Source organism: Actinomadura alba, from assembly GCF_014323705.1.
Classification (GTDB): Bacteria; Actinomycetota; Actinomycetes; order Streptosporangiales; family Streptosporangiaceae; genus Actinomadura_C; species Actinomadura_C alba.
This window is the reverse complement of sequence record NZ_JABVEC010000012.1, coordinates 1-13,937: the sequence shown is the minus strand read 5'-3', so window position 1 is coordinate 13,937 and position 13,937 is coordinate 1. Positions and strand designations below refer to the sequence as shown.

Annotated in this window: 12 protein-coding genes; 4 read left to right on the top strand and 8 right to left on the bottom strand. The window is 70.1% G+C overall.

Annotated elements, in window-relative coordinates; genetic code table 11:
* The first annotated feature begins 87 nt into the window (after positions 1 to 87).
* The 3 genes from HKK74_RS41455 to HKK74_RS17195 are packed head-to-tail and all read left to right on the top strand — an operon-like array spanning position 88 to position 4,205.
* Entirely contained in the window at positions 88 to 1,761 is a 1,674-nt protein-coding gene (locus HKK74_RS41455; protein WP_222722380.1) for an ankyrin repeat domain-containing protein, read from the top strand.
* Positions 1,758 to 2,963 (top strand): AAA family ATPase, encoded by a 1,206-nt coding sequence (locus HKK74_RS17200; protein ID WP_187244254.1) that lies wholly within the window; start codon positions 1,758 to 1,760, stop codon positions 2,961 to 2,963. Before HKK74_RS41455 ends, HKK74_RS17200 begins: the two co-directional genes overlap by 4 nt.
* Before the next feature lie 3 nt (positions 2,964 to 2,966).
* Positions 2,967 to 4,205: a vWA domain-containing protein gene (locus HKK74_RS17195; RefSeq protein ID WP_187244253.1), complete on the top strand. Its 1,239-nt coding sequence runs from the start codon at positions 2,967 to 2,969 to the stop codon at positions 4,203 to 4,205.
* Between the two features lie 131 nt (positions 4,206 to 4,336).
* Here the strand turns inward: HKK74_RS17195 and HKK74_RS17190 are convergent, their stop codons facing one another.
* From HKK74_RS17190 to HKK74_RS17160, 7 genes are read right to left on the bottom strand one after another with little or no spacing between them, the layout of a single operon-like run.
* Positions 4,337 to 4,777, bottom strand: a complete 441-nt coding sequence (locus HKK74_RS17190) for a cupin domain-containing protein (protein WP_187244252.1) — start codon at positions 4,775 to 4,777, stop codon at positions 4,337 to 4,339.
* A gap of 25 nt (positions 4,778 to 4,802) precedes the next feature.
* Complete coding sequence (locus HKK74_RS17185) at positions 4,803 to 6,014, bottom strand: FAD binding domain-containing protein (RefSeq protein WP_187244251.1); 1,212 nt, start codon at positions 6,012 to 6,014, stop codon at positions 4,803 to 4,805.
* Positions 6,007 to 7,038 carry an amidohydrolase family protein gene (locus tag HKK74_RS17180; protein ID WP_187244250.1) on the bottom strand — a complete coding sequence of 344 codons (1,032 nt, stop codon included), beginning with the start codon at positions 7,036 to 7,038 and terminating at the stop codon, positions 6,007 to 6,009. The genes HKK74_RS17185 and HKK74_RS17180 overlap by 8 nt, the downstream gene beginning before the upstream one ends.
* Positions 7,035 to 7,772, bottom strand: coding sequence for an ABC transporter ATP-binding protein (locus HKK74_RS17175; RefSeq protein WP_187244249.1), 738 nt, complete (start codon positions 7,770 to 7,772; stop codon positions 7,035 to 7,037). The genes HKK74_RS17180 and HKK74_RS17175 overlap by 4 nt, the downstream gene beginning before the upstream one ends.
* Before the next feature lie 30 nt (positions 7,773 to 7,802).
* Complete coding sequence (locus HKK74_RS17170) at positions 7,803 to 8,630, bottom strand: ABC transporter permease (protein ID WP_187244248.1); 828 nt, start codon at positions 8,628 to 8,630, stop codon at positions 7,803 to 7,805.
* Positions 8,627 to 9,481 carry an ABC transporter permease gene (locus HKK74_RS41450; protein ID WP_222722379.1) on the bottom strand — a complete coding sequence of 285 codons (855 nt, stop codon included), beginning with the start codon at positions 9,479 to 9,481 and terminating at the stop codon, positions 8,627 to 8,629. Before HKK74_RS41450 ends, HKK74_RS17170 begins: the two co-directional genes overlap by 4 nt.
* Positions 9,478 to 10,485, bottom strand: coding sequence for an ABC transporter substrate-binding protein (locus HKK74_RS17160; RefSeq protein ID WP_187244247.1), 1,008 nt, complete (start codon positions 10,483 to 10,485; stop codon positions 9,478 to 9,480). The genes HKK74_RS41450 and HKK74_RS17160 overlap by 4 nt, the downstream gene beginning before the upstream one ends.
* 197 nt (positions 10,486 to 10,682) lie before the next feature.
* On the opposite strand from HKK74_RS17160, the gene HKK74_RS17155 reads away from it, so the two are divergent.
* Positions 10,683 to 12,551 (top strand): helix-turn-helix domain-containing protein, encoded by a 1,869-nt coding sequence (locus HKK74_RS17155; RefSeq protein WP_187244246.1) that lies wholly within the window; start codon positions 10,683 to 10,685, stop codon positions 12,549 to 12,551.
* Between the two features lie 493 nt (positions 12,552 to 13,044).
* Here HKK74_RS17155 and HKK74_RS17150 read toward each other — a convergent pair whose 3' ends face one another.
* Entirely contained in the window at positions 13,045 to 13,563 is a 519-nt protein-coding gene (locus HKK74_RS17150; protein ID WP_187244245.1) for a DUF6069 family protein, read from the bottom strand.
* Positions 13,564 to 13,937 lie beyond the last annotated feature (374 nt).

The window sequence follows — 13,937 nt, the reverse complement described above, 5'->3', positions numbered from 1 at the left end:
GCGGCCGCCGCACCGCCGCTCCAGGCTCCCTCCACGTCGTTTCCGCCGGATGAGGCGTCGCGCTGGCGGAGGATCCGGCGTTATGCCGTGCCTCAGTGGATGATCGAGCAGGCCGCCGAACGACGGCTGGCCGGCGACTGGCGGGGCGCCTGTGGAGCGGCCGGCATCGACATCGCCTTCGACCTGGCCGACGTGGCCAGAGAACACGGTAGGAAGATCGTCACCGTACTCGAAGACGACCTCCGCCATTTCGCACCGGATCTGCTGCGCTGGCACCTGCCCCGGTTGGGAGACGGACGCACGACGATCAATCCCAACCAGGTGGTGGTCTTGGGCGGATACGGCGGCGGGAGGCGAAGTCGTCGGCCGGACACTCCACGGCTCTACGTCACCACGCCGGGCTGGATGCCGGACGGACCGCAACGGCTGACCCTGCGGTTCGGCCGGGTCGCCCGTGTCGATGAGTCCCGCCGCTTCTGGCCAGGCACCGTGGAGAACTGGACCGCGGCGCGGCATCTGTGGGACGTGCGCCACACGATCGAACTGCGCGAGCGTTGCGGCGGCGGCGCGGACCGTGCGCCCTTCCTCAACCCCGACGGCACCCCGCGCGCAACCGACGAACTCCCCACCACCGCCCCTGGTCTCACCGACCCCGCAGCACGAACCGAATGGGTCACCGCACTGCACGAGCGGGGCGAAGTCGAGGCCGCCTTCGCCGCCGCCGGCATCGACCTGAACCCACTGGCTCCCGACCTCGAATACGGGTCCGTGCAGGTGCTCGAACCTCTCGAGAGGATGCCGCTGGCCCTGACCCGACTCGGACCGGAGATCCAACGGCTCGCCGACGAAGGCCACGGAGACCGCTTCCTCCTCCATCCGTTCGAGCGCTGGCGCATCGCCATGCTGTTCGAACGCAAGAGACGAAATGGAGGCCTGCGGGCTCAGTGCATCGAGCTCGACGAGGTCCCCGACGTCGTTTTGCCCGAGGCCTGCTGGCGCCGGTCGCCGGACCTCGATCTGCTGCGGATCGGCCAGATCTCACCAGATCATCTGCACCCGCTGGTGCGGGACGCCCTGTTCCCAGACCGGCCGGCCACAGGCGGTCCGGTCGGACCACCCGAGGCCGAACCGCCCTCTCCTGTGCGCGTCCGCTGCCGCGGCGAGTGGCACGAAATGTCCTTCCGCGACGGCACCCTGCACACCCAGCACGGCGACGAAGAAGAGCAACGCGAACGTGCGATGTCGGCGTTCGGCGGCACGATCAGCGGATGCTTCGCCGTCCAGCGAACCTGGACCTCCGGCATCGGGCGGCTCCCGAGAGCATTGCGTGACCAGTGGCGGGAGCTGTTCGCCCGCATCCAGCACGGCGACACCCCGGGCGTCATCCGGCTGCTTGACGCGGGCGTCGACCCCCACGCACGCGACGGCCGGCGACGCACCCTGCTTCATCTCTTGCATCTGCTCGACCATGAACCGCTGCTGCCCCGGCTCCTGGCGGCGGGGCTCGACATCGAGGCCACCGACAAGGACCACCGCACCCCGTTGCACGTGGCCGTCGGCGAAAACGGCTCAGCGGAACTCATCCGGGCACTGCTCACCGCCGGAGCCCGCATCGACGTCGTCGACCCTGACAGTGGCCTGTCGGTGCATTACCTGAGCGTCCGGGGCAAGCGCCGTGACCTGCGCTTCCTTGAAGAAAGGCTCGAGCGGGACCACCCCGATCTCTGCACGGCCTCTGCCTTCCTGAAAGAGCACGCGTGAACGCCACCAATGACCTTTCGCGATCCCAGGACCCGCTGGCCGCCGCCGACGATCTCAATCTGCGGCTCCGGGCCTGGCGGACCGAGCCCGGCGGCAATCCGCAGCTCGAGGCGCTGGCGCTCGCGGTGGCCGCGAACCTGCCCGTACTGCTGTGGGGCGAGCCCGGCATCGGCAAGTCCGCGGGCATGGAGCAGTTGGCCGCCGGGCTCGGCGTCCCCCTGGAGACGGTCATCGCCAGCGTTCACGAGCCGTCCGACTTCGCCGGTCTGCCGATCCTCGGTGACGACCCGGCGGCCCAGGGTGTGCCGATGGCCCCGCCGGACTGGGCGGTCCGGCTGGCCGGGGCCGGGCGCGGCCTGGTGTTCTTCGACGAGTTGTCCTCCGCACCGCCCGCCGTGCAGGCGGCCCTGCTCCGCGTGGTCCTCGAACGCCGGGTCGGCAGCCTGGCCCTGCCCGAGCCGGTACGGGTGGTCGCCGCCGCCAATCCGCCGTCGAGCGCCGCGGACGGCTGGCACCTGAGCCCGCCCCTGGCGAACAGGTTCGTCCATCTGCACTGGACCCACGATCCGCGTACGGTCGCGCGCGGCATGGCCGGCACCTGGCCGTCGGTGCCGGTTCCCCCGGTCGATCCCGCCAAGGTGCCCAGTGCGGTGGCCCGGGCACGCGGGGTGGTCTCCGGCTTCCTCACCGCGCGGCCCGGTCTGGCGCACCACCTGCCCGAGGACGCCGAGAGCCGCGGCCGGGCCTGGCCGTCGCCACGGACCTGGGAGATGGCGCTGCGGCTGCTCGCCGCCGGATACGCCACCGGCACCGGTCTCGAGGCGATCGCGACCGCGGTGATCGGCGCGATCGGGGACGGCGCGGGAATCGAGCTGCTGTCCTACCTCGAACAGCTCGATCTGCCCGACCCGGACCGGGTGCTGGCCGATCCGAACGCCTTCGCGCTGCCCGAGCGCGGCGACCGGCAACTCGCCTTTCTGACCGCGGTGGTCGCCGCCGTCCAGGGCGATCTCACCCGGCGGCGCTGGGAGGCCGGCTGGGTCGTGCTGGGGAAGGCGGCCGACGCGGGAGTGCCCGACGTGGCGGCTCGGGCGGCCGCCGACCTGGCGGCGCTGCGGAACACCGACTGGCCGGTGCCGAGCGGCATCGACGCCTTCCTCGACCTGCTCCGGCTGTCCGGTGCGCTGCCCGGCGGCGGCTGAGGCATGACCGGGCGGCGGAGCGGACGCGAACGGACGAGCGCCACCTCGGAGGCCGCGGCCGGGCCGGACGGGGGGACCGCCCTGGACCGGGTCAAGCTGCTCGCCGCCCGGTATCGTGCCGCGGCCGATCGGCCCTACCTGGCGTCGGCGCTGTACTCGCTGTCGATCGTGCCGAGCACCGGCGTGTCGACGATGGGCGTCGACCGGCACTGGCGCTGCTACGTGTCAGCCGCATTCGTCGACGCGACCCCCGTACCCGAACTCGCGGGAGTGTGGATTCACGAGGTGGCGCACCTGCTGCGCGACCACCACCGACGCGCGGACCGGCTTCCCGCCTCCGCGCAGGGCGACCGCCTGCGCGTCAACATCGCCCAGGACTGCGAGATCAACGACGACCTGCTCGCCGACGGACTGGCACTGCCCGAAGGCCGCGTCGAGCCCGGCACCTTCGGACAGCCAGCGGGCCGGCTGTTCGAGGAGTATCTGCCGCTGCTGCCGCCCCAGGCCACCGACGTCGACTGCGGCTCCGGCGCCCACGGGCGGCCGGCGCCCTGGGAGGCCGACGGCGCCGGACCGGCGGCCCGGCTCAGCCCGGTCGAGGCCGAGGCACTGCGCAGGCACACCGCCGAGGGGATGCGCGCCCATCAGCGCACGCGCGGTGATCTGCCGGCCGGGTGGCGGCGCTGGGCGGACCAGGTCCTCGAACCGACCGTCGACTGGCGGCGGGTGCTCGCGGGCGCAGTCCGGGAGGCGGTCGCCTGGGCCGGGGGCGCGGTCGACTACACCTACCGTCGCCCATCGCGCCGCACCTCGGCGCTGAACGGTGTCGTGCTGCCGAGCCTGCGCCGCCCACTTCCCCGGGTCGCGATCGTCATCGACACGTCCGCGTCGATGGGCGAGGACGATCTGGCGGCCGTCCTTGCCGAGGTCACCGGCGTGCTGCGGGAGGTGGGCGTACGGGGGAACCGGGTCGCGGTCCTGGCCTGCGACGCCGACGTGCAGACGGTGTCCCGGGTGACCTCCACCGAGCAGATCTCACTCGCGGGCGGCGGCGGAACCGACCTGCGGGTCGGCATCCGGGAGGCACTTGCCGGTCCGGAGCGGCCCGGTGTCGTGATCGTCCTCACCGACGGCTTCACTCCGTGGCCAGAGGAGCCTTCGTCCAGCCGCCTCATCGCCGTACTGGTCGGGACGGATCCGCCGGCCCCACCGTCCTGGATCGAGACCGTACGCCTCGGGTGAGCGACCTTGCCGCTCCTCGAGCCTCGCCAGGCATCGGTCCTGAGGTCAATGCAACAAGTAGTCGATGAGCGTGCGTTGTCGATAGTGAACCGATCATGACGCTTTGGCGCTGTCGGCGTCCTTGGGTGTCCTCAGCTTGATAGTGGCAGCGGCGAGTTGGCCGAGTCGAGGTGCTCGACAGTGGTGAAGACGAGGACGTCGTCGCCGACATTCTCGATGTCGTGCAGGAGAAACTCCCCATCGCTGAAGGTGAAGTGCCGGGTCTCGCCGGCGTCGTAGGACACCTCGCGGGTAGTGCCGTCAGCGGTGTGCTGGCGGCTGCGGCCTGCGTTGACGGCGGTCCAGAAGTAGTCGAGGACGTGCCGGTGCGCGTGCCACCGCTCCCCGGGTTCGAGGCGGATCTCCCACACGCGGACGCGGTCGTTCTCGCTGAGTAGCCGCGAGCCGACGTGTGGGTTGTAGGCGTGGGTCTCGAACTCCTCGCGAAGCGCGTCGGACCAACCCTCGAAGTCCGTGGCGACGACGGTGCCCGCCAAGGGGGCGTCGGTCAGGAATGCCGGCGTGGTGGTCATTGGGTGTTCCTCTCGTACGTCGTGGTCACTGGCCCGGGCCGTAGAGGCCGAATCGCAGGTCGGGGTCGCCGGGCGCCCAGGTGCAGTCGACCTGCGAGCGGGTGCCCATCTCCTTGACCCGGCGCAGCAGGCGCTGGCCGAGCTCGAGCTGTCCCGGCTCCCATTTCGCCAGGGCGGCGGGGATGGCGCCGTCGGCCTCGCTCAGGGCGTCGTACAGGGCCCAGGCGTTCGCGGCGGCCTTCGCCGTGCCGGCCGCGGCGTGCGGGCGCGCGGCGCTGGCCGCGTCGCCGATCAACGCTGCCCGGCCGACGGCCATGTGCTCGGCGTCGACGTCGTAGACCGCCTGGAGGTAGGGCTGCTCGGTGCGCTGCACCACCTCGGCCGCGGCGGGTGCCAGGACCGTGTTGGCCACCTCACGCATCTCTTGGACGAACCGGTCCTGCACCTGGCCCGGGTGCACCGACACCTTGCCGAGGAAGCCGCGCTTGTCGGTCATCAGCTCCTCGAGGTCGGCGCCCTCGGCGACGTTGCGGTACCAGACGTAGTTGAGCAGTCGGTTCCCCACCGTCAGCCCGCCCTCGTCCGAGGGGATCGGGTAGATGTTGATGTGGGTGTACGGCGCCACGTTGAAGCTGATCGAGTCGCGCAAGAGCTCGAAGGTCTCGGGCGAGACCTCGGACTCGTGCACGGTGCCGCGCCAGCCGACGTAGCCGGAGTACTCGAGGACGCTGCCGGGTGAGATCCGGCTGCGGCTCGCAGAACCGATCCCGTCCGCGAACACCACGAGCTCCGCCCGCTCACGGCGCCCGGACACGAAGCGGACCTCGACGCTGTCGCCGTCCTGGTCGAAGCCGGCGGCGTACTCCCCGAGGTGGTACTGCTCAGTGCCGAAGTCAGCCAGCAGGGCCCGGTAGAACGTGCCCCAGGACGTGTACCGCCACGGCGTGGGGTCGCGATGCAGGACCTCGTTGTCGGCGCCGAGGTACTGGACGTACTGGGTCGTGGTGCTGACCTGCTCGGGGTGCTGCTCGCTGCACTCGGCGAACCAGCGAAGCGTGTCGGGCTGCAGCACGATGCCCCCGCCCCGGCCGTCCAGGCTGGTCGGCGTGCGCTCGAAGACGGTCACGTCGAATCCCAGGCGACGCAGCAGCAGCGCGGACGTGAGGCCGCCGATCGAGCCGCCGATGACCAGGGCCCGCTGGCCGGAGTAGTGGCCCTGGCCGTTCGTTTCATGCATCGTTGTCGCTCCCGAGCACGGGCAGGTCGAGGAAGCGGCGGGCGCCGGCCTCCATGGCCTCGGCGCCGATACCTTCCGAGACCGGCAGGTCCTGTGGGCGGTCCACGCCCATGTCGAAGGGGTAGTCGCTGCCGCACAGCAGGCGGTCCGGGTCCGCCTTGGAACGCAGCAGCTGCAGCGCCGGGCCGTCGTGGGTGAGCGTGTCGAACCACAGGTCGCGGAAGCCCTCGTGCGGCGTTCGGCCGGTGCCGGCGCCGGCGTCCGCGCGTTGCTCCCAGCCGTGTCGCCACCGGCCTAGGAGCGCGGGTGCGCATCCTCCGCCGTGGACGAAGCAGATGCGCAGCGACGGAAGCGTCTCCGTGACTCCGCCGAGCACACAGGAAGCGATGGCCGTCGCTGTCTCGGTGGGGTTCCCGATCAGATTGGCGAGGTAGTACGACCTCCACTCCGGCCGCGGCAGCTGCATGGGGTGTACCAGCATGGCCAGGTCCAGCTCGGCGGCGATGCGGGCGACCTCGTGGAGCGGGCCTTCGTCGAAGGAGGTGGCGCCGACCAGCGGGGGAACTGCGACGCCACGGACGACCGCCGACGCGGCGATCGCCTTCATCTCGGCCCGGGCCGCGGTCGGGTCGTGCAGGGAGACCAGGCCAAGGCCGAGCAGCCGGCCGTGGCTGTCGTGGCACAGGCGGGTCAGGGCCTCGTTGAAGCGACCGACGTATTCGCCCACTCCGGGGTCCGCGACCACGGGGAATGCGAACGGCGGGGCAGACAGCACCCGGGCGCCCAGCCCGGCACGGTCGGTCTCGGCGAGCACCCGGTCGGGGTCGCTCATCGCCGACGCCGCGATGGACAGCGGGATGTCGCCGAGGTGCAGCTCTTCGCCCCGCGCGTTCAGCGGCGGGACCGGCGAGCCCGGCGGAAGGCCGAACAGCTCTTGGGGCAGCCAGTGGGCGTGGACGTCGATGACGCCCCGCCTCGCCGCGGGGGCCGCAGCGAGGGATCGGTCGGTGTCGAGGGTCGTCACGCCGCCGCCTCCATTACTTCGAAGCGGGCGAGCACCTCGGCTTGGAGCATGGCGACGGCCGGGTCGGAGGCGCGGCGTGGACGCGGGAGGTCCACCTCGATGGTCTCGTGGATCCGGCCGCCCGGCGCCAGCACGACGATCCGGTCGGAGAGCTGGACCGCTTCGGTGACGTCGTGGGTGACGAACATGACCGTGCGCCGTGACTCGAGCCAGATGCGCTCCAGGTGTTCACGCAGGGAGCGTGAGGTCATCGCGTCGAGGTGGCTGAACGGCTCGTCCATGAGCAGGATGTCCGGCTCGACCGAGAAGGCCCGGGCGATGCCGATCCGCTGCTGCTGGCCGCCGGAGAGCTGGGCCGGGTAGCGGTCGCCGAGGTGGCCGAGGCCGACCAGGTCGAGGTAGTGCTGGGCGCGCTGCTCCCAGCCGGAGCGGTCGTGCTGGACGAACCTGAGGTTCTGCGTGACGGTGCGCCAGGGCAGCAGCCGCGGGTCCTGGAACACGTAGCCGACCTTGGCGTCCCGGTCACCGGCGCGTAGGCGGACCGAGCCGTTGCTGAGGCTCTCAATTCCGGAGACGATATTGAGCAGCGTCGTCTTGCCGCTGCCGGAGGGGCCGACGATGGAGACGAAGGTCTCGCCGCTGATGGACAGGTCGATCCCGTCGAGCACGCGCGTCTGCTTGCCCTGGCGGTTCTGGTAGTCCTTCACCAGGCCGTCGATTTCGATGGAGGCCATGAGTTTCCTTTTCGAGGAGGGATGCGCTGCTCAGGCGGTGCGCCAGCGGGTGACGAAGTGCTCGACCGGGCCGAGAATGATCTGGTCGGCGAGGACCAGGAAGGCGATGAAGATGACGAGCCAGGCAAGGAAGCCGTCGAGCTGGTTGGCGTCGTACCAGTAGCGGGAGCGCCAGCCGACGCCGGACGTCGAGCCGAACCACTCCGCAAGGAGCAGGCCGTTCCAGGCGCTCATGATCGCGAAGCGCACCGCCGCGACCGTCGAGCCGGCGACCGCCGGAGCCACGATGTGACGAAGGACGTGGGTCCGGCTGACACCGAACGAGCGGGCCATGAGCACGAGGTCGGGGGGCACGGCCCGGACCGCCTTGGCGATGTTCACGACGACGAAGGGCAGGGCCGAGAGGAAGACCGTCGTGACCGGGGTGAGCCAGCCGAAGCCGAACCACATCGTGGTCAGGAGCGCCCAGATCACAGCCGGGGCGGCGAGCGCGGCCATGGTCAGGTCGGCCAGGGCGTAATCGACGAACCGGGACAGACCCATCAGCACGCCCACGGCCGTTCCGACGACGAGCGCCGCGACGAGGCCCAAGGTGAAGCGGTTCATGCTCACGGCCAGGTTGGTCGACAGGTGACCGCCGGCCGCCTCGTCGACCAGCCGGCCGATCGTCTCGCCGATCGAGGGTACGCGGTGTCCGTACTCGGCCGCGAGCTGCCAGACGGCGAGCATGGAGAGCAGCGAGGCGGCGAGCGCGATCAGGGAGGACGACGTTGAGCGTCCGCGTCGCGACCACAGGGACGCCGCCCGGTCGGCCGGCAAGGGACGGGGTGTCGCCTCCGGCGCGGTTGCGGTGGTCATGCGAGTTCCTTCCTCCACGCGAACACCCGGGTCTCGATCCGGGCAAGGCCGCGCTCGATCAGCACCATCGCGATGACGAACAACATGGTCCAGGCGAGCATGTCGGCGACCTTGAACTCCTGGTAGGCGCGCCGGATCATGAAGCCGACTCCGTTGTCGGCGCCGAAGACCTCGGTGAGGGCCTCGACCTTCCAGGCCATGGCGAAGGCGTAGCGGACGCCCACGAACACGAAGGCCGTGATGGCGGGCAGGTAAACGTGGCGCATCACGTCGACGGGCCGTCGGTCGAAGGCCCGGCACATGCGCAGCAGCCCGCCATCGACCGAACGGACGCCCTCAGCGACGTTGATCGCGATGAACGGGACGGCCACCAGGGCCGACACCACGATCGGCCCGGTGGCACCCACGCCGAAGATGGCCAGCCCGAAGACGGCGTAGGCGAGGCCGGGGACGTTGCCGAGCACGAACAGCGGCATCGAGAAGTAGGTCGACATGAACCGGCTGCGGCCCATGACGAACCCGATCGGCAGGCCGGCGGCCAGCGCCAGCGCGAAGCCGATCCCGATCTTCACGATGCTCGCGGCGAAGTTGCTGAACGCCGCACCGGACACGATGAAGTCGGCGACGCGTCCGAAGACCTCGAACGGCGTGGGGAGGATGTTGTCATCGATGATCCACGCGACCACGGCCCAGGTGGCGAGTGCCGCCAGCAGTGAGACCAGCGAGACGAGCCACCGCGAGGGGCCTCTGGCTCCGTCGGGTCGTGGACGCCGGCCGCGGAGCCGCGCGTTCAGCGAACTCTGGCCAGGCGGGGTGACGGGCGGTTCGGTGGTAGCGGTCGGCGAAGTCACCGGTCGTCTCCTACCGTGGGGAGGAACTGCGGGTCCTGCACGTCGCCGTCGATGACGCCGGTCTCGCGCATGAGGTCGAAGATCTTGCTCTCGTCGTCGGCCCACTGCCTGTCGAAACGGACGTCCTGGACCACCCAGTCGTGCTCGGCCACGTAGCCCTTCATGAACTGCACGTCACGGGGGGACTCGACGGCGAAGTGCTGCGGGTAGCGCTCGATGATCTCGTCGCGGTGCGCACGCCACTCCTCGAGGCCGCGCGACCACAGGTCCAAGAACGCGTCGACCTCCTTGGGGTGCTCCTCGACCCAGTCCTTGCGGGCGACGAACACGTTGCCCATGGGACCGTCGTGGCCGGGTGCCTTCAGGTCGGCGAACAGCTGGGCGGACGACTTGCCGTCGTACAGCGCGCGGACGCTGCCCTCGCGAAGCTCGCGTGCGGAGAGGTCCGGATAGCAGATGCAGGCATCGATCTCGCCGCGGGCGAGCAGGTTGGAGAGGTTCTGGATGTCGGCGACGACGATCTTGAAGTCGGAGTTCTTTCCGGTGACGGAGAGCCCGTGCATCTTCTCCACCAGCGCGTGCCACACCAGCGTCCCGGAGACCGAAGTGAACACGCCGAGCCGCTTGCCCTTGAGGTCTTCGAGGGACTCGGCCGGGTTGCCGGCGCGCACCATCAGCCGGCTCCGCTCGGAGTTGTAGCGCCCGATGATCACGGTGTCCTGCTCGGTCTCCTCCTCGAGTCCCGGCACTTCGAAGGACGCCGAGGAGATGATGTCGGCGTGGCCGCCGGCGAAGAGCCCGAACTCGTCCCAGGTCGCCGAGGTCTCGATGGAGATGCCGGTCCCCTTCTCGAAGTCCTCGATGATCCCCTCGTCGTGCATGTAGTCCCAGATCGGGTCGGGGGCGAAGGTGAACCGAATGACACCATCGCGTGCCGCCCGGGAGGAGGCGGGACCGCCCAGACCCGCGCTGCAGGCCGTCGACACGAATATGGCGCCGACCATCAGGAGAGCCGCCAGTGCTCGGGTTCTGCATCTGTTCAACCGCACGGCCTTTCCAACTCTGCTGTCGTGGGGCCGTGTGACGGCGTTCACCGGCCAGAAACAACCATGCTCCGGTGAAAGCGCCCTCCTCAATGTTTCAAAAGACACACCTTTGGCCTTGATAGTGTGCGCTCGAACATGAGGGAGGCGCCTCGATCGTGGGACCACATCAGGATGGACTGCAGCGCTGGCTGGCCGGGATCGCCGACATCGGCGCCGCCGTCAGCCGTCAGGAGCCACTCGGCGACCTCCTGAACCGGGTGGCCCGGACTGCGTGCTCACTCATGGCCTACGACTTCTGCGGCGTCTTCCTGCCGAGCCCTGAGGGCACCGCGCTCGTCATCCGCGGTTACCACGGGCTTTCCCCCGAGTACGTCGACCAGGTCAACGCCGAACGCCCGATCCTGCTCAGCGCCGGCCGGGAGGGCGAAGCACCCACCAGCCGGGCGTTCCGCACCGGCGACATCGTTGCCGTGGAGGACATCGGCCGCGAACCACAGTTCGGCCCATGGGGCGGCGTCGCCCAGGAACAGGGCTACCGAGCACTGGTGTCCGTGCCGCTGCGCCGCGCCGGCGCGGTCGTCGGCACCTTGAACTGCTACCGCCGGCAGCCCCACCACTTCGACGGCGCCGAACGCGAGCTCGTGGGCACTCTCGCGACCCAGGTCGCCATCGCACTGGTGACCGCCCAACTGCAGGCCCGGGAGCGGGCGACCATCGGCGAACTGCGCGAGCTCAACAGCTCCCTCTCCGAGCAGCACGCCATGCTGCGCCGAGCGGAGGAGATCCACGCTGAGCTCACCGCGATCGCCCTGCGCGGCGAGGGAATCGGCGGTGTCGTCACCGCGCTCGCGGACCTGCTCGGCTCCGACGTCCTCGCCGACGACGCCCACGGATGGGTGCTGGCACGTAGCGACGGCCGACCGCTTGAGACCGACGCACCGCCACCAACATCTCTGGACCTCACCGACGGGCCGTTGGTGGAAACGGTGCTGGAGGGCGAGACCTTTGTCGTATCGGCGGTCCTGCTCGACGGCGAGGTCGTGGGACGGATCTGGATTCGCCGGCCGCTGACCTCCTTTACCGGACTCGACGTCCGCGCCACCGAGCACGCATCGGTCGTCGCGGCCCTCGAGCTGCTCCGGGAGCGCACCGCCGCGGACGTCGAGGGACGCCTGCGCGGCTCCCTGGTCGCAGATCTGCTCTCCGACGAGTCTCTCGACGTCGCCGCCGTCATCGAACGGGCACGCCGCATGGGCCACGACCTCACCGGCCCGCACACCCTCAGCGCCATCGCGGTACGCGAGACCGACGGCGCCGCCGGACTCCCGGCCGCTGAACGCGCGCTCGCGACCACCACCCGCTTCCTCGCAGGTATGAACCCGCTCCCGCTCGCCGCCGCGCACCGGGGCCTGGTCGTCGTGCTCTGGCCTACTCAGATCGCATGGCGAGACGGCACGACAGGTACGCCGCGCGAGGCGACTGAGCGGCTGGCCGACGCGCTCACCAAAGCCCGCTCGGTGAAACAGGTGACCGCCGCCGTGGCGGCTCCGGCGCCGACCCTGCCGGGGCTCCGGACCGCCTTTCGGACGGCGCGAGGGGCACTGGAGCTGGCCGCTGGGTCGTCGGACCCGGTCGTCCTCCATCTCGCCGAGCTGACCGTCGACAACCTGCTGCTCCAGGTCAGCGACACCGATGGGCTACGCCAGTTCGCCCAGCGAGTGCTCGGACCGGTACTCGACTACGACCGCGAGCGCTCGACCGACCTGCTCACCACCCTGCACGTCCTCTGGGAGAACGACATGAACCGGAGAGCGGCGGCCGGGGCATTGCACGTTCACCCGAACACTGTGCTCCAGCGTATGCACCGAATCGAGGAGCTGACCGCTCTGAAGCTCTCACGTCCGCGCGACCTTCTCGAGATCATGACCTCGTTGGCGGTCGCTCGAATCGCCGGCATGCGAGATTCGCGGTCGGTTGGCCGGCCACCTCGAAACGAGCCTGGCCCGGCGACACCGACCCGGTGATCCCTGCCGCGGTACTCCTCTCCTTCCGAGAGCCGATCGCTGAAGCGCGCCCCGGCGGCGCGGACCTCGGCCGGGTATCGCGGCAGTCGTCGTGAAGATCGCGCTGCTGAGCTGCGCCACCAAGCCGCGCAGTGGCGTCGCCCACACGCTGGCGCTCTCGCCGCCTACTGCCGAGCCGTCGTCACCATCGAGAGCATTCTTCTGTGGGCCAACCAAGATCCACTAAGCAACGCTCGCGTTCCCCGACAAGGGGAACGCGTTCCCCGTACGCATGAGGCCGGCCCACGGAGTCGTGGGCCGGCCTCCGACGTGAGAATCCCCTCGATTCCGTCGATTCCCTCGATCGCTCTGCTTCCGCGTGAGCACAGCCGGGACGTGCTCCATCACGTCAGGGTGCGACGGACGGCTCTCGGTCGCCTTGTCGCCAGCGCCAAGCACGAGCCGGTCGGTCGCACGCCGGTCCGAGGAGCGCGCCGCTCAGCGCTCGGCCCGGTCACCGGTATCTGCGAGGCTCGTACCGGTAGGCCGGCTCGTCAAAGCGGTTCTCCCGGTAGTCCTGATGCCGGTGGTAACGCACGGCAGTACGGGAGACACCGAACAGTGAGGAGATGATCGCGACGCCGATCAGCAGGTACAGCACTGCCGTCCGTACCTCGGCCATCAGGTCGGCCCCGACCACGAATACTTGCAGGATGACCAGGGCCATCACCAGCGCGGCGATCCAGCCGAAGAACTGCGAGGCTTGGGGAGTAGTCGCCATCAGCAGGTGCAGAAGACCGGTCGCGAGCAGCGTGGCGACCGCCGCCGAGATCGGCAACACGATCATCGCATCGCTGGCCGCCTGCGTTCGTCCGCTCGGGGTCAGCACGGCGACGTGCAGCAACTTGTGCAGCACCAGCACTCCGACCAGTGCCACTCCTGCCGCGACCAGCGCCGTCGCTACGCCTCCCGCCCACAGCCGACCGGCATCCGCGCGCGCTTGCTCGTCCCACGAAGGGTCCGTCGAACGCATTGTCTCTCCTCGGGTCGAGGGTTCGGCCCAGAGGCTCCCCCAAGCCTCTATCGGGTTCGGCAACCCCGCCAGGTTGTCGAAGCGCTACCGTACGTGTCAACACTAAAGTCGCTTTTTGTAACATCCGTCCCACACGCCACGCCAGTGACCCATGGGCAACTTCACCGGATTGCCATGACTCCACAGGGCTCTCCGGTGTAGGGGCCGCACAGGACCACGGTCCCGGGTGTCCTCGCGCCAGAGCTGAGTAGGCCCGGGGCGCGGTGCCGGGATTGCTCCCGGTCCGTTTCCCCGGGCCTCTCGCCGAACCCGCCGTGCGCCTTTCAACGCAACGGGCTCTCCACGGGATCTGCCGTTCAGGCGTGGTCATGGGG